This is a genomic window from Rhodococcus sp. P4_F3_2, assembly GCF_056401335.1.
Genome location: NZ_JBFUJN010000019.1, coordinates 202,469 through 225,406 on the forward strand (window position 1 = coordinate 202,469; position 22,938 = coordinate 225,406).

The following is a 22,938-nucleotide window of genomic DNA, read 5'->3' on the forward strand; positions in this document are numbered from 1 at the left end:
ACCGGCCACTTCGATTTTCCAGGGTTTTCGATTCGTTTTTCGAAGATTCTGTGACGCGTTCGTGGCCGAGGCTTCGACGAGTCTCGTCGTCCCTCAGGTGAAGGGCGCCGAGTCGACATGTACGCCTTCCGAACGCAGCAAATGCTCGGCCGCACAAATCAACAAGGAGAGGGATTCGTACGAGAGTCCCTCGGTTGCATGCATCAGCCTGTCAGGCGCCGGAATCGACCGGTCGCCCGGGGAATCCTCGGATCTCCGCGCAGAAAGCACGGTCGCGAGTTCTCGTTGATTCACCACCTGACCTGTGCTGTTCGCTCGCTCGAACATGGCATTCAGCCGCTGGACGAGTTCCTCACCTTCAGCTGATCGAATAGTGTTGCCGAACAGCCTGTTTCCATGATCCGCTATGACACCAGGCGCGATCGAGTTCTTGATTGCCACAGTATGTTCTCCGTTACGTTGGTCTGTCAGGTTGATCAGAGGTGCGACCGGGAGCAACTCGCAGAGCCTTGATCTGTGCCACCCAACGGGCGTCGCGTCCATCGACAGCAGACCAATCTCCCCCGGCGCCCATCGGCTTCCGGTAGCGCGACCTCGAAGCCGATGTTCATTTTGCGACTTATCGTTACATATTAACATCAACTGTAACTCTTCGACAAGCACTTTGTTCCGATTGCCCGGTTTGATCACGGGTGGCGCAGAACATCAAGGGTGGCCAACTTGTCGACATGATCTACGCCGCCCCTTCCATCTCCGTTCAGGCTGCAGTGATGGTCGAGCCACCGGCAAGGCACAAGAAACGACATTCCGCCGACGACCTCCCAGCGTAGGTATCGCCGCGCGTGCATCACCTGCGGTGAACTGCGATTCACAAAAGCCGCAACGCAGATAGGGGCGGCGACACAGCCCGCGAGAGCCTTCTTACCCGAACTTTTCCATCACCGTGCGAGGCAGCCGGCCAGCCAAGACTGCGCCCAAAGTCCTCGCTACTGATGACCTAAGTCCGACAATACTTTTCACGAAAAAGAGGACCCCGCGCCTGCGGGGTCCTCTTCGCTTTCCTTCAGAGCTAGAGACCGAGCGAGTGAAGGTGCTCGCTGATCTTCTCGAACATGAGCCTTTGACCTGCCGGCGTGGGATGCATGCCGTCTTCCTTGAGTAACGTCGGGTCCGACAGCCAGTTCTCGGCGAGCGCATCAATGAAAGGCAGCTTGTACTGCTCAGCGGCGGAACGGATTCGATCGTTGACATTGACAGCGGTCTCGGATGGAGGCCGGTTGTCCATGATGGGGCCGATGACGACAACCTTGGCGTGAGGAAGCCGATCTCGTAGCTGCGCATACAACTCCCGAGTCGCATCTCGCACCTCGAGCGGGTACGAAACATCGTTCCGACCGCCGGCGATGATGACGACCTCGGGATTCACCGCAACGACCTGATCAATTTTCGCACCGAACGGTAGCTTGCCTTTTTCCTCGTTTCCCTGGACGTAGCCGGTGCCACCGCTCGCAAAATCTGCCAGGTACCAGCGACGATCGAAGGCGAGCAGCGCCGGCCAATGATCTCCCGTCGTGTTCGGAATCGAGTACGAGTCCCCCAAAATTGCGACCGTGTCGAAGTCGTCGGTAGGGGCATTCAGCGCCGGCGCCGAACTGTCAGGCTGCGATACAGAGGCAGTTGCCCGACTGTCTCGGGATTGCTCGTACGCAAATCCTACGATCACCGCTACGACGGTGAAAACCATGGCACCGATGACGGCGACAGTTCGCTTGTTGGGTTTGGTCACCCCGTAAACATACGGGGTCGAATCATGTTGCCTCTGAGCGAGTGTCAAGCATCTGTCGTTCCGCTTGAATCGGCCATCAACGAAGGAGTGAAATCCCGCTCTCACAGCAGACTGGGGCCAAGCTTGCTGGAAGTTAAGGCGCGGCAAAGCATTCAGGGCACACCGTCCCCCATTCGACGGACCAAAGTCCATTTTCAAATCAACACTGCGACAAGCGGCAATCGCGCAGCTATATTTCGTCGACACTTCAACTACTTTCGGCACATCTGCACGGACGCGCGACAACACCCAGTCCCCTCGCTCGGCAATCCCCTCTATTTTTCTCATTCGAAGAAACCGGCACCAGGTGCCAGGAAGAACGTCGACATGCCGGAAACAGAAGCAAAGCGCAGCAATCGGCGACTGATCGCGATCGCAGCACTCGCAGTCGTACTCCTCGTGCAAGGCGCCTACTCGTTCGGTGTCCGCCCTGAGCCGTACCCGACAATTCGCATGCCCAGCTTCGGTGGCGTGCCCAATGCAGACGGCGAGTTCAGTGGAAGTGGCTTGGATATCACTCTCCATTACACCGACGGATCCACGATCAGTCCCAACCCAGTGGATCTCGCCGGCGATATTCGCTACTCATCCGCGAGAGCATCACTCGATTATGCGTTCCGCCCCAGCGGGGCAGGCGACCGCAACACCCGAACCGCGGACCCTGAATTGGTCGAATGGCTCCGAAACCGCAGCGTCGAAGTCGGAAGTGGTGCCATCCCGGACAGTATCGAGTTCTGCTGGCGCAAAACAATTATCGACATCACCGACGGAACCGATGCGTCAACTGACCCGTGCGAAACGACAAGGGTTGATCTATGAGTGCCCGTGCGGGAACTCTGTTGTTCCTGCGCGACCACATCGATCAGTTGTGCGAGGCGTACCGCGGGGATGCGAGGTTCCTCGCTGTCATTCGAATCCTCTTCGCGCTATATGTGATCGCGTTTCCCATCGACTACACGTGGGCGGGCGAGGTTCCCTCGATTCTGTTTCATCCGCAATCCGGTCCGTTCTCCCTGCTGTCGTCACCACCCTCCGAGAACTTCCTCGTCGGACTCGAAGTCGCCCGATTCATCCTGGCGATCGCCATCTTGGTCGGATATCGAACGACGGCCGCGTCCATCGCAATGACCCTCACGCTCATGACCGGCAGCGGGTTGGTCAATTCCTTCGGCAAGGTCGACCACTTCATTCTTTTCGAAATCTTGCCGGTGGCCATGGCAGCCGCTGGATGGGGCGCCGCATGGTCCCTCGACGCACGACGTTCACGCACACAACGCAAAGCACTTCAAACCCGCGGACTGCCCATGCTCATCTGGGCAGTGACGGTCGCCTACGCCCTGTTTACAGCGGCACTACCCAAAGCTGCGTCGGGCTGGCTGAACCCCGAATTGCAGGCAACCCGGGGCTACGTTGCGCGAGACGTCGCTGACCCCACCAAGCTCGGTCCGCTGACCCACGAACTATTCGACATCCATTCGGAGTGGCTATGGAAAGCACTCGACTACGCCACTGTCTTCGCTGAAGGCTGGTTGATCGTTGCCGTGCTCTTCCCTGTCTTGTTCAGAATCGGGATCGTCGTCTTACTCGGGTTTCACCTTGGGGTTTATCTCGCGTTGGGCATCGAGTTCGACAGCTATATCTTCGTGTATCTGCCGTTCCTGTCGGCACCTGCCGTATGGGTCACCAAGCGAGTCCTGGGCAGAAGGCCCGATATCGGTAGAACGTCGGCGCCGGAAACTCCACGTCAAGTATCTCCGGCCAGTTCGGACGCACCGTAAATCTAATATCCGGGAGCGGACCTTTCCGTCACAGTTCGTGAGTGCCCCAATCACAGGTAGGCGATCCCCAGACTCCCTCAACCTGGGGATCAAACAAACCTACTGTCTCCCAATGAAATTCCGAGAACTTCTACATTCACTGACATTCGGTTCGCAGACGGGCGCCCTAATCGCCAATTCGGCGCCGCCATTCGGACCCCACATCGCGTGTTGAGGGCAGCCGAGCCGCGGGGGGTCGGCTCGACTGCCTGCACCTACACCAGGCGAAGAAGGTTTCGTGCCAGCTATCTGCTTAACCAGCGTGCGTCGACGCTCAGGGGGTCACTGGAACGCATCGTCGTCACCTGTGGGCCGGGCTCGCGTCGGCAGGTACAGACAATTGTTCAGTGACCCCTGAGTTCGATCGTCGAAATCACCTTCGATCGCCGTGCGTAGGTACATCTAGAGCGTGACACTTCGGCTGGTTGAGCACATACGCTGAAATACCTGGATAGGTACCTACTTTTCCTTCGTCTTCCGAGTGGTCGCCATCTCGGTCACGTCCAGAAGCGTTGCACATCCGACACTGTCGGGAAATTGGTCATCTGGATCCGAGACTTTCACCTCATCTGCGATCGACGATCATGATGCGACGATTCGTTGTGTGACCACGAACGCTCGACTCAGACGCAACCGCAGGCGCATTGCCAGGCGATTCAATCCCAACAACGTGTGGGCAACTGTCCTGGTGATTGCACTTTGCGCACTAGTCGCCTTGGCGATCGTCTGCAGCATGATCTTCGACAAAAGTCATTGGGGCTGACCCGCGGGCTCACGGCACCTGAACGTGGGGCGGGCGGGGCTCGAACCCGCGACCAATGGATTATGAGTCCACGGCTCTAACCGACTGAGCTACCGCCCCATCCGGATGCGATGCATCGCGGCGAATCCGAATGTTACCGGCACATCCGACGCGGATCACAATCGGGCAGGCGGTGACGCGTTGCACTCTTTCGAGTCGAGTCTTCCAAGGTTGGTCGGCACAGGAGCGATGAGCCGATACCGTGGGAGTGCACACCCCACGGAACAGGATCACCACATGAAGCTTGCACTGACCGAATTCAAGAACTCGAAGGCCACGATCCGGATCATCATGTCCGACGGCGCGAAGCTGAACGGCACCGTCACCGATTTCACCGAAGACACTCTCGTCCTCAATTCTCCGAATGGTGTCTATTACATCAACCCCAGCCACATCATCCGGCTGTTCGAGCCGTCGGATCGCGCAGCGAAGTAAGCGCACCCGTCAAACAGTTCGACGGTTCCACCGAAAGCCCGACGCAGACACTTGCGTCGGGCTTTGGTGTATCTGTCGCCAATATCTACGCGTCGCGTTCACGGGTGCAGCGGCCATCGGCGTCACTGAAAACGACAATGGGCCTGTCCTGTTGGCCGCCATCGAAAGTGTTGTAACTCCAGTGGCAATCGACGAGCATGTTTTCTCCTGCATGCTCGGAGCTACCAAACCCGACCCTGCGGCCTTCCTGGCTGCGCTGGAGTTTCTCGATGCGCGTCCACAGCAGACCTTCTTCGTCGACGACAACCCGGTGAACGTCCTCAGCGCTCGACGGCTGGGAATTCTCGCAGAACAAGCAAACAAAGCGGCAGACGTCGGAYCGGCACTTCGATCGGTGGGTCTGCTGCAAACGCACTAGCGGCGACGAATACAAGAAAGCCCCCCACCCGATTTCTCAGGTGAGGGGCTTTGCTGCTCCCCCGGCTGGACTCGAACCAGCAACCGTCCGATTGCCCGGTCATACCCTTGCGACCAGCGCCGATATGGGGCGAACGGATTCCCGCCTGACAGAAGCGATTTCGGCTCAGAGATCTCTGGTAGTACTTTTGGTGGATCTTTCGATTGATCGATTAGCACTTTCAGTGGGTCTGCACAAAGTGAGGACCATCATCCTTTATGCGACAGAGCTGGAGGACTCACAGCCCTAGTTGAAATCGCGACAATCCGGGCGGTCGTTACCGCGTTTTCGCGACACGCCGAACCTAAACCGATAAAGGCTCTGACCAGCGTTTATCTACTAGCGAGTACGCCTCGGGACCAGGAAGGCTTCAGCGTCATGGAAACCAAACTTCACGTGATCCGGAACCCAACACCGCACAAACAAATGTTCCTTCTGCCGGCTGAGTGGGAAGCCGCGGTCGCAGGATGGGTCGATTGGCTCACCACCGGCGGCGCACCCCGCACCACGATCCGGACTCGACGAGGTCATGTCCGCGCGACCGCTCGACGCCTGCACTCCCTCGCTCCCGACGACGTCACGACGACTCAGTTGGTCTACCTGTTCGGCCGGCAGCAGTGGTCGAATGAGCATCGCCGCGGACTTCGAACTTCGTTGGTTGCGTTCTACACATGGGCAATCGCGAATAACCTCGCCGCATTCAATCCAGCCAACGGACTGCCTGGCGTTCCCGAGTCGAAGCCGCATCCCCGGCCTGCCCCGGATCGAATCTGGAAGCAGTTACTCCTGGCCGCTAATGCGCGCGAACGGATCATGGCCAGGCTGGCATGCGAGGTGGGGTTGCGACGAGCTGAAGTCGCCCGCGTCCACACCCGAGATCTCATCGAGGACTTCGACGGCTGGTCGCTCATCGTCAACGGCAAAGGCTCGAAGCAGCGGGTCATCCCGATACCCGACGACCTTGCAGTCGAGATTCAGCGCGGTCCGGGGGGCCACACGATCGGTCGTGGCAGAGACGGGTACCTGTTCCCCGGCAACGACAACGGGCATCTGTCCCCCGCCTGGGTAGGAACCCTCATCGGAGACCTGATGCCCGACGGGTGGAGCATGCACAAGCTCCGCCACCGCTTCGCCACTCGCGCTTACGCCGGATCCCGCAACCTTCGAGCAGTGCAAGAGGCACTCGGCCACGCGAGCGTTGCTACCACCGAGCGATACACCGCAGTGTCGGGGAACGAAGTGCGGGCAGCCGTCCTCGCAGCCCAGTCAGGCAACACCGCAGCATAGGGCCACGCAGGAAGAGTCCAACCGTTCTGGTATCAATTGCGGATGACAACAAATCAGACAGCCGTTATTCGCGGACTGGTCACGGGCGGTGGATTGCTTCTCGCCTTCGGCCTCATCCTTCTGGCGTTCGACCTTTCACAATCGTCTGAGCAATGTGTGGGAAGCCGAGAGTGCAACCAAAGTTTGGATAGTCGCGGCATCTTGTTGACGGGCATCGGTCTGATTATTTTGCTGTCCGTCATGGCCGCGCAGATGTCGATCGAGAAGTCGATACGACGCCTCAATGCTCGCCATGCGAATCAGGAAAACTGACTGATGACACACACTGCCTCAAACAACTCTGCCGATAGTGAGGGCAGGGTTTGGCAAGACGGATACGACTTGGGTCTGAAACACGGCGAACAGATGGTCGAGAAGCCGACGCTGTGGCTCTGGGTCTTGTTGGGGGCCGGCATCGTCATCGGTATCGAACTCATGGTTGTCCTCGCGATCCTTCTCGGCGGCGTGATGTTCTCCGTCTCCAGCTAGCGCACCAGCAACTGACACGATCGCCCCACCCGGGGAAGGGTGGGGCGATCGTTGTCTCTGACAGTGTCAGATGTCTCCACCTTCCCACCAGGCAAGGCGAGGTGAGTACTTCGTGGAACCGAAGGAGCGGTTGGTGCGCGCTCCCCACCCGACCTTCTTGTTCCCGGCAGGCTTCGGGATGATGTTCGACGTGTCCGTCCAGGTGATCTTCGGGACACCGTTGATCAACACCCGGTAGGTGAAGATCCCTGTCGTCGGGTTCTTCTCCGCTCGCAGCTCCACCACTTTGCCGACGACACGGGTTTCCGTGGCGGTGCCCCGGTTCACGGTGCTCGCTCCACCACCTGGTGCGTTGAACAAGGTCAGAGTGGAGTCATTCCACTGGATACCTACATACGAGTCGGAGTTCTCTGCGGAGTGGACTTGTAGCCACATTCCGAGTCCAGTGCTGCCGACGTCCCCAAGCTCCGCCTTGACGTACTGCTCCCACGTGGCGGTGTCCTCTTTCCACACCGCTTGCGAGGGGCGGTTGCCGTCGGTGGTGTTGCCGAAACAGAACCCGTTGCCACCGTCCTGACATAGCAGCCACGGTGACGTGCCGATGGTCGTCCATTTCGTCGCCTCGAGATAGGCGTTGGTTAGGACGAAATCGTCCCGGAACACTCGCTTGCCGGGCCACACTTCGGCCGCTCCTGCTCCTGTCCCTTTCATGATTTTCTGGATGGGAACCGCAGCTCCGGCGCCGTTACCGATGAGCATCTTGACCAACGGTTTCGCAGCGGCCCCGTCACCGATGAGGTACGGCATCAGAAGATCGCCGCGATGAAGCCGGCCGCGTACTTCTCGCTCGTCGGCAATGCATCGTATGCGGCTTGCGTTCCGGCCCAGTTGAAGATCGTCTGACCGGGGTACGAGTTCACCTTGCCCATCAGTTGACCAGCAATGTTCGAGAACTCGGTAACCAGGCCGTCAATGTCGTCAGGGTCGTGGGTGTGGTGTTTCGGCGCGGTGACACCGATGGCGGTCACGATCGCTTCACGCAGCTCTGCGGGAGTCAGGCCCAGCCTGGCGGCGTCGGCGGTGCCGGCATTCCACACCGCGCGTGTCGTGCCCTTCGGTGTCCGCTCATCACTCAGACGCGCATCGTCGGTGACGACGACGACCTTGCCGCCGGACTGCAAACCGGCGGCGAAGTTCTTCATCCCGGCGATCGTCTGCGCCCCGACGAGGGTGACGACCGCATCGGCCGCTGCCTTGGCCGCGATCAACCCGAGAACGGTGTTGCGGAAATCCGGATCACCACCGAGTGCTGCGGAGAGTTCAGCGAGGGTGTCCATCGTGCCGGGGGCATTGGCAACCACCCCGGCGATAGCGTCCGCCAGTGCCGAGGGCTGTACGGCGGTGACGGCCTTCTCGATCGCAGCCTGTACGGAGACAGTCAGGTCGACCTTCGGGACGCCGCCGGCGGGGAGGGTGTACTTGCCGGCTGCGGAGGTCGTCGCGGAGTCCGCGGTCGCCGCGGCTGCTGCGATGCCCGCTTCCAGATGATCGAGGGAGGCCGCGTCTAGTGGTGTTGTCTTGTCCGGCAGGTCTTTCCACTTCGGGTAACGCTTGTTGTACGCCATTGCTCAGCCCTCCTCGCTCGAACCCGATTCCGCATGGGCCGCGGCAGCGGACAGCACATCCGCCGGAACGAGAGAGCTGCCCTCGGGTTCGGGTGTGATCGCAATGTCCGCGATCGGATCAGGTGTCACTGAGAATGCGGACCGGGAGACGAGGTCTCCGTCGCGGTCGTGACCTTCGATCACCAGCCACGCCTTCGCAGCGTCGTAGGTGGGGGTGAAGGTGATCCCGTCGAGTCCGTCGACGTGGAAAGTCTGTGCTGTCATAGGTCTCCTGCTTTCCATTCGTTGAATCCCACCGACGGGATCGAGTAGTAACCGAACACCGCACCGCGGTGGGTGGACCCGACCTCGAACCCTTGACGGCGGAAGCCAGCGCCGCTGTCGGATTCGCTGGACATGTCCGTCCACTCCAGGATCGGTGCGCCGTTCACGTGCGCGGTGTACACGGACTTGCCGAGCGTGGGGCCTGGGATCGAGGAGATGGTCACATGCAGTTCGACCCAGTCACCAGCGGACCAGGCGTAGGTCGTCGAGTTCTGAGTCAAACCACCGGGGCTGACGAACGAGTACGCGCGGATCTCGATGAGCCCGAACCGAATGCCGACCGTCACCGCGCGAGTCATATCGGCATTCGACCGCAACGCGAGCTGTGCACGGGGGTTGTCCTGCAGCTCCGCTTGTGAGCGGTCGAACGCGGTGATCTTGCCCGCCACGTACTGCGAGTCCGTCGAGGTTTGCAGCACGTATACACCGCGCGAGAGGTCGTCTCGCTGCGCGGTGAGGTTGCCGTGATTGATTCTCTTGCACTGCGCGATACCGTTCGCGATGTCGATACCCACGCCGTAGACAGCCCAGTTCGTTCCCGGGTGCGAGGCGTTGGCTCGGTCGAACAGATCTACCAGTGGGATCTTCTGCAGCCCACGTGTCTGGCCCATGAATGCGAACGGAACCCACGTCGATGCGTTGTCGAGTTGCGCGGCGGTCAGCGACGCCGGGAAGTCGGACACTCCCGCGCCGCCTGGCCCGTTGTAGCTCATTCCCAACCGTGAGGGGTGCACTCCGGACGCGGCCGCGCCGTCTGCGGTTCGCTTACCGACGAGGTTGCGCACGGTGCCGGAGCCGGTTTGCAGCATCAGAACTGCGTAGCAGTCGCCGGCCTTCGCGGTGATCTGGTTCGCGGCCGGAATGTTGACCACGATGTCCTGCGCTTTCAAACCGAACTTGCCCTGCTCGCCGCCTGCGGGACTCGCCCAGACGAACGAGATGGTGCCGTTCAGGAACCCTGCACTGTCGACACCCATCTTGAACACCGCCACCCGGAAGGTGGCCGGCGAGGCGACGGATTGCTCCGCGATATGGAACCCGACAGTGTTGTAGATGCGGTTGCGGGTGGCATTGATATACGCGATGTCGATGCGCCGCAATGCCATCGTGTAGACCGGCTGCGCCCATACGATCCGCGCCTCGGTGGGGATCAGGTTGTGATAGTGGCCAGAGTCTCCCGAGCCGATCTCCGTGGAGCCGGTGACGCCGATCGGGATGGGTTCGAGGTCCGCGCGCGGAAACACCGGATCTTCAATCGGGTTCAGGGTGAAGTGCATCGGAACATCGGTGGGGATGTCCGAGATCGCCGCCTTCGTGCCGAGTTCGAGGTTCGCGGCTGCGATCGCATCGCTGTTGCGGATGTTCTCTGCCTCGTTCGCCGCCGACTTCTGCGCTGCTGCCTCTGCTTCAGCGCGCGCAGTGATCGCCTCGTTCTTGGTTTGCTCGAGCGCACCGCCCTTGCCTGGCGCCCAGAGTCCTGCCCACCAGTCCTTGACCCCTTGCACGAGATTGTTGATCGGAGTGACGACGAGACCGTTGAAGATTCCTACGATGTCATCGACGATCCTTGTGACGGTGGCGATTCCGCTGTCGATCAATCCGCCGACCGTTTCGAAGAGGTCGGTCAGATCGACCCCGGTCAGATCCTTCACGACCTGGACGACCATGGACTCGAGGACGCCGAGCGACGTCTGCTCCTGACCCTCGGCCAATGCTTGGCCGGCCGCCCGGATCGTTGGACTGGCTCCGGCGCTCGTCGACGGCGGGTCGAAGTCGGAGCCGGAGAATCCGATGTGTGGTTCCAGTGGATCGAAGTACTCCGGTGTCGGCGCGGCGGTGCTCATGCGATGACCGGCATCGGTCGCACGCGCAGCATGGCGCGTTCCTTGCGCGTTTCGAATCGCAGCTTCGAGGTGGAGTCAACGCGGCGGCCGACGAGGTGGATGGTGGCGGGTGCGCCTGCCGCGACGATCGTGGACGATGCACCGGGTGCGGAGGTTTCGTTTCCACCTGGCACGAGAGTCCGTGGTGTCCATTCGTTCTCGAAGATTCCGACCGATGATCCAGTGCCGCGTCCGAGCAACGGTCCGGAGACGGAGTTCAGGCGTGCTTCCAGATCCATGCGCACGTTGTTGCCTGCGACCATGAACTCGACCAGCGCGTGGACGTCCGGCTCGTACGCCCAGGGCTGTGCCGGAATGGTCAGGGTAGTGATGGTCGCGTAGTCGCCGCCCCAGTTGTTGCCGGTGTTGACCGCGAGCCAATCCGCTGCCGAGCCGTCTTTCTTGAAGACACCCGGCGACATTGCGAGCTTGCGCGGTGCCCAATCGCCGCCGCCGATATAGACGAGGGCGTCACCGGCCTCCGGCGCGGTCGAGCCGTCGAAATCGGAGGCGGTCCCGATGGTGGCCACCGGTCCGGGCACCACCGAATCGTCGCCCTTCGGACCGGGCTTGGCGACGATGTTCAGTTTGAACGCGGTTGTGTCGGTTTGTTCGAGAGAGAAACCCCAGTCCTCGCCTTCGGTGATCGTGCCTTTGCTGATCGTGATGGCGGGGCCGACGGGACCGACCTGCACATAGTTCTCGTGCTTGGCCAGTGCGGCGGTGCCGTTGTAGAACCACGCGTGCGGTGTCCCGGCTACGCCCCACCACTGCCCGATGTCAGCCGCCGTCAGAGACCCCGGTGAGGGTAGCCCGATCTCGGAGGCGACGGTTCCCATGTAGCGGGGCGGCATGCCGTCGCGGCCGGCGTCGCCCTTGTCTCCCTTGTAGGCGAGGACGTCGACCTCCATGTCGCCGCCTTCGATCTCGACGACACCTCGCCCGGTCGTGCGGATGTCCCACTGATCTGCGAGACGGACCCGCAAAGTGGCGGGAAGTTCGAAGTTGAATCCAGGCTCCATTGCTGGGCGCTCCTCTGCGTTCGCTGTCTGTGTCAGTCGGCCGGTGCCGGCGGATACTCGTCGGTCTCCGTGCGGCAGTGGCGGGTGTGGTAGATGTCCTGCTTGTGTGAACGCTCGCGCCACGCGTTGCGGCTGGAAGTCATTCGGTCGTAGCGGGCTTCCATCGCGTCGGCCCGGTCACGCGCCTGTGCCAGTTCGGCCACCACTGCCGTGTTCTGAGACTGCTCACGTGAGTACGCGCCCTGGCGGCGAGCTTTGAGTGCTGCAAGAGCAGCCTGCAGGGTGCTGCCTCCACCGAATGCTGTTACTAGCAACGCGATTTCCGTGGCGGTGAACCCAAACATCTACCCGTCCTTCGGTGTCAGAGCCCCAGCTAGTCTGCGCAACTGCACATGCCTGGCGAGAAGATGCAGCGCGTACGCCGTGATGACCGCCGTCTGTGTGAGGCGGGATAGTTCGCCGTCGAGGGTGATCTCCCACAGTGCGACGAGATAGAGCACCAGGCCCGCGATGATGGCCAGGATCGCGGGGTGCTCGATCAGGTACCGCTCGGTGATTGAGGCGAAGGTGCACACGGCGCCGCCGATGAGCAGGAAGATGCCCCAGGCCGTCGACGTGCCGCCTCCGAGCACATCGGCGATTGTGCGCGGGGTCCACAGGATCGACGCGAATCCGGCAACTGTGACGCCCGCGTACGCGCCTGTGCGCATCGACCGTTCGACGATCGCTGCGAAAACAGGGCGCGGCACGTCAGTTCTCCGATGGTGCGCGATGCTTGCCGTCACCGTCGTACGCGGCATTGCCGGTGGACATCTCGGTGTCGGTGACTTCCTCGGCTACGCCGTCGATAGCAATCAGCTCCGAACTGACGGGCGCGAGGGACGGCAATCCCTTCGACGGCCCGAGGTTGCGCGAGGCCAGCGATGTCAGTACGGAGACGAGCGCTGCCGTTGCAGCGAGGGTGAGGGCATCACGCCAGTGGATATCCGAGAGTGTGCCGGTCGCCGGGATAGCTCCGACCAACGCGCTCACGAATGTGCGCCCGACGCGGTCGGCCAAGTCGACGAGGAAGTTCCCAGAGGAGAGCGCCGTCGACGTCGACAATGCGACGAGGAACGACACCAAGGCTGCGAGTGCAGCCGACGACAGTGCCGTCGCCCACGAAACAGAGGCGATAGTCGCACCGCCTGCAAGGAAGACGAGCAGCGTCTGAACGAAAGTCTTTCCGGTCCGGTCGAGGAGATCCAGCCAGAACGCCCTGGTGTCGATCGAGTACGTGCCGATCAGTTCAGTAGCGACGGTGACCGTGTTGTTCGAATCAGTCATGATTCAGCCTTCCTGTGCAGCGGTGGGCTGCTGACGGGTGTCGCCCGATGCGAATCGAGCTTGGAGTGACGCGAGCAGTGCCTTGATCTCAACCACCTCGCTGTGAGTTTCAAGGAGCCAGAAGACGAAAGATCCGGTGCGGTCGTCGCCTTCGACGTGGGACTTGTATCCGTCCCACACGGTTTCGTTCCAGATGTCCGCGAGGCCGGCGCGGGGCCACATCTCCCCCTTTTTCACCTTGACGTTGTCGGGGCGAAGGATCTTGCGGACCGGTTCGGACTGGCCCCATTGCAGGGCGGCATGCTGTTCGTACGAGAGTGCCACGGGGCCTCCTGGATTCGGTGCGGGTGTGGAGCCCAGGCGCATGATCAGCGCCCAGGTTTTGGGTCCGACTGTGCCGTCGGCGGTCAGGCTCGGATCGGTGCGTTGGACGGCGGCGATCGCAGCTTGAGCGTCCCGCCACTTGCCGGTGCTTGGGATTCCCAGCTTGGCTTGCAGGTGCTTGATGCCCTCGATCTGATAGGCAGGTTCACCCGCTTCTCCGGACACGGACTCCTCCGGTCCGTCGAGTGGGCCGTAGAACCATCCGCCGGGGAGTGGAAAGTCATCGGGATTGCCGGCACCGACGACGGCATCGAGGTACCAGAAGTCGTGGAAGAGTGGGTCATTCCATGCGCGAGCGCTGGCGGCGACGACGTGTCCGGAGCGGCCCATGTACATTCCGCGGGATTCGAAATTCAGTCCGTCGAATGTTCCGGCGACGTGCGAGTCGTACCCGCCACCACCGTGCATGAACCCCAGTTTGAGCAGCGCGTTGGCGGGAACGTCCGCCTTGCTCTTGGCGTGAATGAGTCCGAGAACCTTCGCGTCCCCGGTCGCGCTGGCTCCGAACACGCCTGGGCGATTGCAGTTCTCGGTTGAGCCGTACCGGCGGTTGGCTGGCAGTCCCTGAACGTGGGCTGCGACGGCGAAGGTGAACCAGCTGCAGTCGCCGCCAGGGTTTCCGGAACCGCCGTACGCGTACGGGAGCCAGTCCTTCGACCAGATGTAGGCGCGGGTCGCATCGACCTGCGCACGAGTAACGATGCGTGGCACGGCAAAACTCCTCTGTTGAATTGTGTTGCATTTCAATGTCTTTGAACTAGTTCATGGCCATGCTCGCAGCAGTGACAGTCGCGAGCAGCTTCTTGATGCGCTCCGCGGTGCGCTGTCCAGGTGACTTGTCCGGCTCGTCGTCACCGATCGCAGCCCGCACGACGACTCGTTCATCGCGGTCGTCGTTGACCTCGATCGAGTACACGCGGTCGTAGAACGTCTTGAGAGTGCTGCCCCAGCTGTCTTCCCAGCCGACGAGGTGTCCGACGTCGTAGTCCTCGAACGCTCCCCACGGTGCCCAGTCCAGAACCTCGACCCTCGCGCGGCGTTTACCGGCGTTGTCGAACAGGGTTTGCTTGGCGACCTGCTTTCCGGACCACGTGTGAGCGCCGGCGCCGGCATCGCCGAGAACCTCCGGCAGTCCGAACTTTCCGAGCTTGCCTTTGAGTCGGTAGTCCGTCGCGGCCATGAACGCGAGGAACACGTTGTCGAGGATCCCGGACATCGCGTTCGCCAGCCCTGGGATGACCAGGCTCGCGAACGAAAGCAACGCGTTGATCCCCGCTTCGACGCCCATCTGGACGAGTTTGTTCACCCACGTGGGAGATTTGCCGCCGATGACCGCGCGGTATCCCTTCGGAGCGATGACCTCGACCTGAGCGTCGATGATGCCGTCAGAATCCTCCGACCACACGCACGACGGAATCTCTTGCTGTCGAAGGATTTTCCCGATCTTCTCCGCCAGGCCAGGCAGGTATCCGCCGATCACGTCGTCGATACCGTCCGCGACGGCTTCGGCGATGGTGTTGATCAGCCCGTCCACAATCGTGCCGGTGTTAACCAGTCCGCCCTTCTTCGGGCGATCGATGACGTCAACGATCAGTTGCGATTCGAGCAGCGTCAATTTGTCCGGCATCGGCTGCGGGTCGCGGCCCTTGATCCACATCCGGATCCGCACCTGACATGAGGAGTGTTTGAGTTCGTCTCCCCACAGGTCCGCGAGGGGGTCCATTCGGGCGAGCCAGTTCACCCACGGAGTGGTGTCGCGCAGCGGGTCGTACGGCAGCAGTGTGATCGGGCACTGCCCGGTCCGGAACTGCAGGCGCCACACGTTCTGCTGCAAGTAGTGATAGATGCCGCCGCGCAAGGGTCCGATGTAAATGTCCTGCGGGATCGGTTGAAACTCTTCGAATCCCGGCAGTGGAGACGGGTACGCCATGATCGCGTGGAACCAGATGAAGTTGTCCACGAGAGTGACGGTGATCGTCTTGCGATCCTTGATCCCAGACTGCAACGCCCGGTCCACTCGTCCGTCGTAGTTCTTACCGTTGTAGGTGATCCGGAACGGGACCACCGTCTCGTCGCAGGACATGACGAGTTCGGCGAACTCGTTGCTGCCGTCGATGACCAACTGCGCCGGACCGACGGCGTTGTGCACCCATTTGACCTTGCACGACTTGTAGTCACCGATGGTGCCGAGTGGTCCGTACGCGGAGTCGAAGACTTCGACGTCGAACTCGGCGCCCGCTCCGCGAGGGATCGGCTCGTCGAGCAGCTCGGCCCACATCTGCGCCGACCACCAGTCCAGTGCGGCCGGCGCATCCGGATCCACAGTTGCGGTCTGCTCCCCCGTGTACAGGTTCGGTGAGGGAAACAGGTTGGGAGAAGGATGCAGTTGGCTCATCGCGGCCTCCTCGACATCGGTGTCAGCGTGGCGACCGCACTCGACTGTGCGTTACCACCGATGACGGCGAGTTTCTTCATCGACATCTCCGCACGACCAGGAATGAACCCGCGAAACTTTTGCCCGCCGAAATCCCGGTACAGGAACGGGCGCTTGTTAGACCGCATCGGCCGCGGGGTCGATCGATCCGTGTGGATTCGCGCGACCTCACCGACCTCGAGGTTCGGAGTGGTGACTACCTTGTCGCCGTCCGGGATCTGAAACACCCCCGGCCCCTGCACCGTCCAGATGGGATGACCCTTCCGGTCACCGTTGTTCTTGAGCTTCAACCGTTCCGTCGACTGCCCGTTCTTCCACTCACACACCGCTTCCAAGCCCATCCACCACGGGCGGCCTGCGATCACGGGAACGAGATAGGGAACGAATTCGTCGAACGCTGGGTCGAAGACATCAGTGATTCGGGGTTGATCTGCGAGCCGGACATCGAGGTACCGAGTCCCTTCACGGGTGTTGACGAACAACCGTGATTCGAAGTGGTAGTCGATGTCCGACCAGAAACCGTCGTTGACCGAATGGAATGGCCGGCCTTGAGTTTTGTGGACGTATACGGGAAGGAAGAACTCCCGAGGCTCGATGACCGATCCCAGCCATACGGCGCCGTCGCCGCGAGCGGACTTGAACCACTGGTGAATTCCCTTCGGCTCTTGATAGTCCGCCCAGCCGGTCGCCAGGACTACACCGCAGCCCTGGCGACCGACGAGATGATGTTCGGACAGATGCCACGCCCGGTCAGGAAGGTTCTCCGCTCTGCCCGGTCCAGCCAGAACAACGTTCGCGGTGTTGTCCGGAAAGAATGTCACCTCGATTGCCTCCCTCAGATTCGGATGTGCGCGGTTTCGTAGTCCTCGCGAGTGCGGGCCATCCGCAGACCCGCATCGATCTCGTGTCGGTCGTATCCACTGACCTCGACCTTGATCGGCCGCTGCGACGCGAACGCGTCTTGTCGTGGACGAGCCGCCTCTGGCTGGGCGATCTCGGTGCCGGTGGCGCGCAGACTTTGGAACATCTGTTTGGTCAGTTCCATGTCGGAGGCTTCGCGCGGGTTGAGCACGAACTCGTCCTTGCCGGACAGGTTGAGTCCGAGTTCGCCATGCCGAAGCGTGCCGCCGTTGTCGAAGACCTTGATCGACTTGAGCATGTTCGCCATCCAGTCCGGTGTTCCTGGAGTGACCGGCAACTGTGTCTGCGCTTCGGCGGGTGTGATCGGTTCATTCGGTAGCGGCGCTTGTTCTTTGAATCCGTTCTCGGATGCCTTCGCTACCGCCATGCCCGCCTGAACCAGAGGCCCGGTGCTGTCTACGCCGTAGTACCCGAGCACGTCGGCGGCGTTCTCGGTGACGAAGTCCTTCGCCACTGTGCCGAGCAGCTCGGACCACGTGGACGGCAGTGACGAATCGGATGTGCCTTTCTGCTTCTCAGCGAGGGCGTTACGCGCCGATTGCAGCGCGTCGTCCGCTTCGTCCTTGTCCTGCTGCGTCGACTCTGCATTCGCGTGGACCTCGTTGCGTTCGAGTCGTGCTTTMTCTACCGCCCGTTGGGCTTGCCGGAGGCTGATCTGATCGTCGGTCAGAGCCGATTCCAGATCAGGGGCTTCGGGTGCCGGCGGGGCGTCCTTCCCCGCCTTGGCCGCGTCGCGCTTCGCCTCGTACGACCGAACGCGTTCTTCGGCCTTCTCCACTTTCTTCGCTGCCTGAGCGCGGTCGGCGTCCGTCTTGCCTTCAGCGGAGCGAATACGTGCCTCTGCCTCTTTCGCCTGAGTGACAGCGATGACGGCGGAATCGAGATTGAGTTGATCCTTCTCGGTCCACGTCGCCTTCTTCGACGACTGCGCCTGTGCGGTGTAGTCGCTCGCAGTTTGAGAGGCGGACTCGACGGGGGGTGAAAACTTGTCCCACGGCAGGTAGTAATGCGAATGGAACTGCGGGTCGAACGCTCCGACACTGCCACCCATTTTCGCGGTCCCGTACGCGCCGCCGGACTCGTAGTTCGTTCCGTACGCGGTGAGCGCCATGTGCTCTTCATTGACGCCGACCACAAACGGCCCCTGCGTGCCCGGGACCAGGTGTGGCCACGAACCGTCGAGGAGTGTGTACGTCGTCCCCAGGCGACCAACCGGCGGGTCTTCACCCATCGCTGCGCGTTGGTGCATGGCCACAAAGCCGGAGCAATCGGCCCCAGCAAGTGATGCGCCGCCGAGCACGTAGGGCACGCCGTCCATCTGGCGCCCGAGATCCTCAATTCGATCTTGGGGAAGTCGGCCGCCGGCGGCGAAGCCTGGCAGCTTCGGGAAGGTACCGGCGTTGATCATCGCCAGTTCGCGGTCGTATGTCTCCGACGACTGGGCGTTTACCACCCACTCTTTGCCGTTGACCATGGCAATGCCGACGCCTGACGGGGTGACCGCGTAGATGCCGTCCACGGTTTCCGTGCCCGGTCCAGAACCGGGCATCCGACCACCACCCGCGAAGGCAGGTAGTCGGCCACCATGCTCGCGGCCGGGAGTGCCTTGGTACTCCGGCCACGCGGCCTTGATCGCCTCTTCGGACCACGCGCCGTACTGCTGGGCGACACTACGGATCTCGTTGAACCGGACAGTGATGTCGACCGTCTTGTTCGGCGGTAGACCGTTCACGCCGTCTTTGACGGTTTGAAGATCGGTCAGGGCCTGTGCGACTAACGCCTTCACTTCGGGCGACGCCGACGATCTGTCGAGCTCAATCAGATCATTGAGGGTGATCGTCTTGCCCTCTTTGAGCTTGTCGAGAATCAAACCGACAGCGGGTTCTGCCTTCGACGCGTCGAGTTGACCGATCAGGGTTTGCGCTTCAGCAACTCCGATCTTGAATCCCGTAGTGTCCGCGTTGATCTGGACGTCAGCGAGCGTGCCGCCGGTTTCGAGGGTCTTCTGGATTACTTCGTCCAGAACGCTCTTTGCGATGTCACCCTTCGCTGTGATCTCGACCGTGCCATTAGGCATGTCCTTGACGTCGACGCCGATGTCCTCGAGAACATTGCGGACGCCCTCGTCGAGGACATCCACTTTGATGGTCTTGTCCAGATCCAGCTTCAGGTCATCACGAATCTGCGCCAGTTGTTGTGTCGCTTTGTCCGCACCTTCGAGCGCCAGATGCATGATCAGTTCATCTGGTAGGTATCCGCGAGATTCTGCGAACTCCTTCACCTTCGCGATTGGCAAGTCGTATTTGTCAGCGAGTTCCTGAAGCGATGTCTCTGTCTGCCCCAGAGCCTCACGTGCCTTGGCCTGAGCCTCCGGAACGGTGGCACCATCGAGGACGGCTTGCTTGTAGACCTTCTCCGCATACTCCACGCTCGACTGAGCAAGTTCGCGCAGCTGATCCGAGAGTTCTTTGCCGTTCTCAGTCCCTGTCTTGAGTCGCCCGTCCGCATCGACGAGAGCCTCGCCCAGTCCCTTGGCAGGATCAGCCGCCTTGACGGCAGCGTCAGCAATATTCCGAATCGACTCGTTGTACTTGTCGAGAGACTCCGTGAAGGAGACGTCACCGCCAGCCAGGATGTCGAGAACCTTCTTCAGCCCCGCAACCTTCTTTTCGGAGTCACCCGCAGATTCGGCAATCATCGCGATGCCATCACCCAGCGCGTAGTACTCCGGCCCAACTTCCTGGGCGACCTGCTGTAGTCGGGAGATCTCCTGCCGCACTCCCATGAGCGACATGTATTCCTCCGTCAGCAGGCCGCCGTTGTCACGAAGCGCCCCGGAGAACGACTGCCACCCTTCCTCCGACCCAGCAAGTACTCGCGCAAGATCCGTCGAAGTCATGTTCATCTTCTCAAGTGCAGAGGTATACGCCTCTGCACTTGCGGCGTCGTCGGCAAGATTGCCGAGCGCCTTGGTGGTGGAATCGGGATCGGTACTGAGATCCTGATTCACCCGGCCATGCATGAAGTCGCTGAGGACACCACCGATCTGATCCCCGACCCCGGGCTTGCTGGCTTTGATCGTGTTCGCCGTCGACAAGATCGAGTCAGCTTGAGCCTGCACGGTCGCGAGCACAGTGTCGTTGATTGCGCCTTCGGATTCGATGAAGGCCAACGCCATATCTCGTTGCGCATCAGCAACATTGCGCGCCGACTCCGCGTAGGTGTCGTTCGCGGTTTGCACTTTCCGCGTGGCGGAGGAGATCGTTCCGACGAGGTATGTCGCCGCCATGATGCCGACCATCGGCAGGCCACCCATCACAGACACGATGCCCTTGACCGCGCTGGTAAGTCCGCGAGCACCGGCAGCCGCGACACCACCAGCGACCCCCGCGAACTGCGCGCAGCTCGCTGCGGCCATACGCATCTGCCCCGACACTCCACCTGTCACGGTGCCGAGTGCGCGTTGCCTATCCGCGAATGCCTGCGTGCGGGTCGTGACTCCGCGGTAAGCGTCACCCATCGCCCGGACGGCGGGCACCCGAGCTTCGAGGGTGGCGAAACCAGCAACCACATCACTGATCTGCTCGCCATTTTCCTCGAGCGCATTGCCGAGCTCGTCGTATCCATCGGCCGACTCGGATCCCAGAGACTTCTGCAGTTCCATTTCGTCACGGAATCCGGCGAACTTCTCCTTCAGCCCGTCGACCCAGGCGCCGGCAGTGTCGTCGAGGCCGAACGCCTTGATACCTGCGAAGGCACCGGCTGCCACCTGGACAGCGCCAGGTAGCTCCATGAACGCCGACCCGACCTCGCCCACCGCCTTCCCGGCGGTACCGAGGGCATCGACGATGATGGGCGTTGCAGCACCGATCTTGTCGGCCGCACCACGAGCGAGGGACTCCATCGGTCCGTCAACAAGGTCGTACAGTTCCAGCGCCAAAGTCTCGGCACTGTTCTGCACACTGCCGAGCGCACCCGGTAGGCCTTGGGTCTTCGCAGCGGCAACCTCTGCTGCTGCGCCCTGCTGCCCGACAGCCTCGCGCATCGAGTCGTACCCTGCGACACCTTGCTCGGCGGCGACACCGGCGAGGCGCATCGCGTCGGAACCGAAGAGTGTCGCTGCTGCGGCTTGGTATTGCTCCTCCGTCATCGACTTCGAGGCGACCTCGAGCTGCCGGAACAGCTCTTGCATGCCGACGAACTTGCCGCCCGTGTCGTAGACCGTGAGTCCGAGATCCTCGATCGCGGCCTGAGCAGGCTTCCCCTGGTCGGTCAACGCCAGCAGTGTGGACTTCAGCAGTGTTCCTGCGTCCGAACCGGTGATACCGGCGTTGGAGAGGACACCGAGCGTTGCGGCGGTGTCTTCCATCGTGAGTCCGAACTGGTTCGCGACGCTGCCCGACTGCTGCAAGCCTGCTGCGACGTCGGTGATTTCCGCGCTCGATGCGTTCGCGGTGTTGGCGAGAATGTCTGCCGCCGTGGCGGCGAATGTCGCGTCCTTGCCGAACGCCTGCAATGCCTGCGACTGGATTGTCGCGGCGGTCGTGGCGTCGATCTGGGCGGCGGCGGCAAGCTGAAGTGTGCCCTTCGCTGCCGACATCGACTGCTCGACAGTGAACCCGCCCTTGGCCAGCTCGGTCATCGCCGCAGCTGCATCCACAGCGGAAGTGCCCGGCAGCTCGATGTCGTTGCCGAGTTGCTTCGAACGCTCCGATACGGCAGCCATCTGCGCTTCCGTGGCCTTGGAAACGGCCTGCATGGTGTTCAGGCTGGTCGTGTAGTCGTTGCCGATGGCGACGATCTGCTTGACGGTGCCGACCGCTGCGGCCGCTCCCAGGGAGAGCCCGATCGCGCCGGCCATTTTCTTGGCCATTCCGAGCGCGGGCTGTGCGCCTGCCTGCAACTGGGCAGGCAGGTTCTTCATGTCGAGTCCGACCTCGATATCGATGCGGCCACCGGCCATCGTCATACCTCCCGCGACTCGAAGTCTCTATGTAGTTGTGGCCCTTGATCTTTCCCAGGCTTTGAAATCGTCCGCGCTTGCTCGAACGCCCGGGCGTCGATATGCGGAGTCGGTATTCGTCGTGCTGAATTTCTCGAGCACCGCGGTGTTGTAGGCACGGCGCGCTTCGATGACCTCCGGATCGCGGAGGCCGATGGGTGGCAGAACCGGGATCGGCGGCGGTTTGATTCCCGCCGCCTTCCGGCGTGCAATATCGGCTTTGACCTCGGGGTCATTCGGGTCGGTGATGCGGTCCACGTACTCACCGTTGAGGGAGAAGTCCTCGCGATCGACGAGCATCGCGAGGTTCTCCGAATCCCGAAACCGTTGCTTGTCCTGCTCTTCCGCGTCGTCGAGGAGGGCGACGACATCGCGCCAATACCAGGTGTCCATCATCTCGCGTAGGTCCAAGTGACAGATACGTCTGATTCTGGAATAGCCTGCGCTCCAACCATCCTCGGTTGTGAGGCAGATCAGAGCGCGAGAAATTCCCCCTGCGGGCTCATCAACCCTGCGAGTTTGTAAATCGTCGGGAGATAGACCTTGAGCATCTCCGGTACCGATCTGGTGCCGATGTCATCCCACAGCTGAGCCGGGTCACCTTCACAGATAACCATCTGAAGGATCTCGTCGTACTTGTGCTGCTGCGAGAGATTGAAGAAGTTCAACACCTCATTCGGACTGTACCCACGGCGGACCGAATAGTGCTTGCCCAGAAAGGTAATCGGTTCCGGTAGTCCGTTGGGGATAGCGAGTCCGTCAGTGAGTTCAATCGGCTGAGGCTCCGGAGCGACGCCCTCTTCTGTGTCGCCCCGGACCTCTGCTGCGCGCTTGCTTTTGCCTGGCATGTGCGTTTCTCCTCTGAA

The 22,938-nt window shown here is 61.4% G+C and carries 23 protein-coding genes and 1 tRNA gene; 7 read left to right on the forward strand and 17 right to left on the reverse strand.

Annotation, left to right across the window (positions count from 1 at the left end; all coding sequences use genetic code 11):
- Nucleotides 1–93 precede the first annotated feature (93 nt).
- Both AC1DWA_RS20895 and AC1DWA_RS20900 read right to left on the reverse strand, forming a co-directional pair.
- Nucleotides 94–441 carry a hypothetical protein gene (locus AC1DWA_RS20895; protein WP_024487645.1) on the reverse strand — a complete coding sequence of 116 codons (348 nt, stop codon included), beginning with the start codon at nucleotides 439–441 and terminating at the stop codon, nucleotides 94–96.
- A gap of 628 nt (nucleotides 442–1,069) precedes the next feature.
- Nucleotides 1,070–1,786 (reverse strand): SGNH/GDSL hydrolase family protein, encoded by a 717-nt coding sequence (locus tag AC1DWA_RS20900; RefSeq protein ID WP_024487644.1) that lies wholly within the window; start codon nucleotides 1,784–1,786, stop codon nucleotides 1,070–1,072.
- A gap of 366 nt (nucleotides 1,787–2,152) precedes the next feature.
- Here AC1DWA_RS20900 and AC1DWA_RS20905 point away from each other — a divergent pair, with 366 nt between their 5' ends.
- Together AC1DWA_RS20905 and AC1DWA_RS20910 are read left to right on the forward strand one after the other, a co-directional pair.
- Nucleotides 2,153–2,644: a hypothetical protein gene (locus AC1DWA_RS20905; RefSeq protein ID WP_020969946.1), complete on the forward strand. Its 492-nt coding sequence runs from the start codon at nucleotides 2,153–2,155 to the stop codon at nucleotides 2,642–2,644.
- Nucleotides 2,641–3,603: an HTTM domain-containing protein gene (locus AC1DWA_RS20910; RefSeq protein WP_080910074.1), complete on the forward strand. Its 963-nt coding sequence runs from the start codon at nucleotides 2,641–2,643 to the stop codon at nucleotides 3,601–3,603. The genes AC1DWA_RS20905 and AC1DWA_RS20910 overlap by 4 nt, the downstream gene beginning before the upstream one ends.
- Nucleotides 3,604–4,430: 827 nt before the next feature.
- Here the strand turns inward: AC1DWA_RS20910 and AC1DWA_RS20915 are convergent.
- Nucleotides 4,431–4,504: transfer RNA gene (locus AC1DWA_RS20915), tRNA-Ile, on the reverse strand.
- A gap of 177 nt (nucleotides 4,505–4,681) precedes the next feature.
- Here AC1DWA_RS20915 and AC1DWA_RS20920 point away from each other — a divergent pair.
- The 5 genes from AC1DWA_RS20920 to AC1DWA_RS20940 all read left to right on the forward strand — a co-directional run bounded on the left by AC1DWA_RS20920 (nucleotide 4,682) and on the right by AC1DWA_RS20940 (nucleotide 7,151).
- Complete coding sequence (locus tag AC1DWA_RS20920) at nucleotides 4,682–4,879, forward strand: hypothetical protein (RefSeq protein ID WP_003941659.1); 198 nt, start codon at nucleotides 4,682–4,684, stop codon at nucleotides 4,877–4,879.
- 181 nt (nucleotides 4,880–5,060) lie between these two features.
- On the forward strand, nucleotides 5,061–5,297 hold the full coding sequence (locus AC1DWA_RS20925; RefSeq protein ID WP_477916972.1) for an HAD-IA family hydrolase: 237 nt from the start codon (nucleotides 5,061–5,063) through the stop codon (nucleotides 5,295–5,297).
- 417 nt (nucleotides 5,298–5,714) lie between these two features.
- A complete protein-coding gene (locus AC1DWA_RS20930; RefSeq protein ID WP_477846945.1) occupies nucleotides 5,715–6,623 on the forward strand; it encodes a tyrosine-type recombinase/integrase in 909 nt (302 codons plus the stop codon).
- A gap of 42 nt (nucleotides 6,624–6,665) precedes the next feature.
- Nucleotides 6,666–6,935: a hypothetical protein gene (locus AC1DWA_RS20935; RefSeq protein ID WP_477846946.1), complete on the forward strand. Its 270-nt coding sequence runs from the start codon at nucleotides 6,666–6,668 to the stop codon at nucleotides 6,933–6,935.
- Nucleotides 6,936–7,004: 69 nt separating this feature from the next.
- Nucleotides 7,005–7,151, forward strand: a complete 147-nt coding sequence (locus AC1DWA_RS20940; protein ID WP_477916974.1) for a hypothetical protein — start codon at nucleotides 7,005–7,007, stop codon at nucleotides 7,149–7,151.
- A gap of 66 nt (nucleotides 7,152–7,217) precedes the next feature.
- Here AC1DWA_RS20940 and AC1DWA_RS20945 read toward each other — a convergent pair whose 3' ends face one another.
- The 14 genes from AC1DWA_RS20945 to AC1DWA_RS21010 all read right to left on the reverse strand — a co-directional run bounded on the left by AC1DWA_RS20945 (nucleotide 7,218) and on the right by AC1DWA_RS21010 (nucleotide 22,920).
- Entirely contained in the window at nucleotides 7,218–7,958 is a 741-nt protein-coding gene (locus AC1DWA_RS20945; RefSeq protein WP_477916975.1) for a DUF7257 domain-containing protein, read from the reverse strand.
- Nucleotides 7,958–8,776: a hypothetical protein gene (locus AC1DWA_RS20950; protein WP_477846949.1), complete on the reverse strand. Its 819-nt coding sequence runs from the start codon at nucleotides 8,774–8,776 to the stop codon at nucleotides 7,958–7,960. The genes AC1DWA_RS20945 and AC1DWA_RS20950 overlap by 1 nt, the downstream gene beginning before the upstream one ends.
- Before the next feature lie 3 nt (nucleotides 8,777–8,779).
- Nucleotides 8,780–9,040 (reverse strand): hypothetical protein, encoded by a 261-nt coding sequence (locus AC1DWA_RS20955; RefSeq protein ID WP_477846950.1) that lies wholly within the window; start codon nucleotides 9,038–9,040, stop codon nucleotides 8,780–8,782.
- Nucleotides 9,037–10,944, reverse strand: a complete 1,908-nt coding sequence (locus tag AC1DWA_RS20960) for a DUF7257 domain-containing protein (RefSeq protein WP_477846951.1) — start codon at nucleotides 10,942–10,944, stop codon at nucleotides 9,037–9,039. Before AC1DWA_RS20960 ends, AC1DWA_RS20955 begins: the two co-directional genes overlap by 4 nt.
- Nucleotides 10,941–12,005, reverse strand: coding sequence for a hypothetical protein (locus AC1DWA_RS20965; protein ID WP_477846952.1), 1,065 nt, complete (start codon nucleotides 12,003–12,005; stop codon nucleotides 10,941–10,943). The genes AC1DWA_RS20960 and AC1DWA_RS20965 overlap by 4 nt, the downstream gene beginning before the upstream one ends.
- 32 nt (nucleotides 12,006–12,037) lie before the next feature.
- A complete protein-coding gene (locus AC1DWA_RS20970) occupies nucleotides 12,038–12,349 on the reverse strand; it encodes a hypothetical protein (protein ID WP_477846953.1) in 312 nt (103 codons plus the stop codon).
- Entirely contained in the window at nucleotides 12,350–12,754 is a 405-nt protein-coding gene (locus tag AC1DWA_RS20975; protein WP_477846954.1) for a hypothetical protein, read from the reverse strand.
- A 1-nt stretch (nucleotide 12,755) separates the two neighbouring features.
- On the reverse strand, nucleotides 12,756–13,331 hold the full coding sequence (locus AC1DWA_RS20980; RefSeq protein WP_477846955.1) for a holin: 576 nt from the start codon (nucleotides 13,329–13,331) through the stop codon (nucleotides 12,756–12,758).
- Nucleotides 13,332–13,334: 3 nt separating this feature from the next.
- A complete protein-coding gene (locus AC1DWA_RS20985; protein ID WP_477846956.1) occupies nucleotides 13,335–14,426 on the reverse strand; it encodes a hypothetical protein in 1,092 nt (363 codons plus the stop codon).
- A gap of 46 nt (nucleotides 14,427–14,472) precedes the next feature.
- Nucleotides 14,473–16,110, reverse strand: a complete 1,638-nt coding sequence (locus tag AC1DWA_RS20990) for a Gp37-like protein (RefSeq protein ID WP_477846957.1) — start codon at nucleotides 16,108–16,110, stop codon at nucleotides 14,473–14,475.
- On the reverse strand, nucleotides 16,107–16,970 hold the full coding sequence (locus AC1DWA_RS20995) for a hypothetical protein (RefSeq protein WP_166813824.1): 864 nt from the start codon (nucleotides 16,968–16,970) through the stop codon (nucleotides 16,107–16,109). The genes AC1DWA_RS20990 and AC1DWA_RS20995 overlap by 4 nt, the downstream gene beginning before the upstream one ends.
- A gap of 14 nt (nucleotides 16,971–16,984) precedes the next feature.
- Nucleotides 16,985–22,039: a phage tail tape measure protein gene (locus tag AC1DWA_RS21000; RefSeq protein WP_477916976.1), complete on the reverse strand. Its 5,055-nt coding sequence runs from the start codon at nucleotides 22,037–22,039 to the stop codon at nucleotides 16,985–16,987.
- 21 nt (nucleotides 22,040–22,060) lie between these two features.
- A complete protein-coding gene (locus tag AC1DWA_RS21005; protein WP_347870913.1) occupies nucleotides 22,061–22,468 on the reverse strand; it encodes a hypothetical protein in 408 nt (135 codons plus the stop codon).
- A 77-nt stretch (nucleotides 22,469–22,545) separates the two neighbouring features.
- Entirely contained in the window at nucleotides 22,546–22,920 is a 375-nt protein-coding gene (locus AC1DWA_RS21010; protein ID WP_166813830.1) for a hypothetical protein, read from the reverse strand.
- Nucleotides 22,921–22,938: the final 18 nt, after the last annotated feature.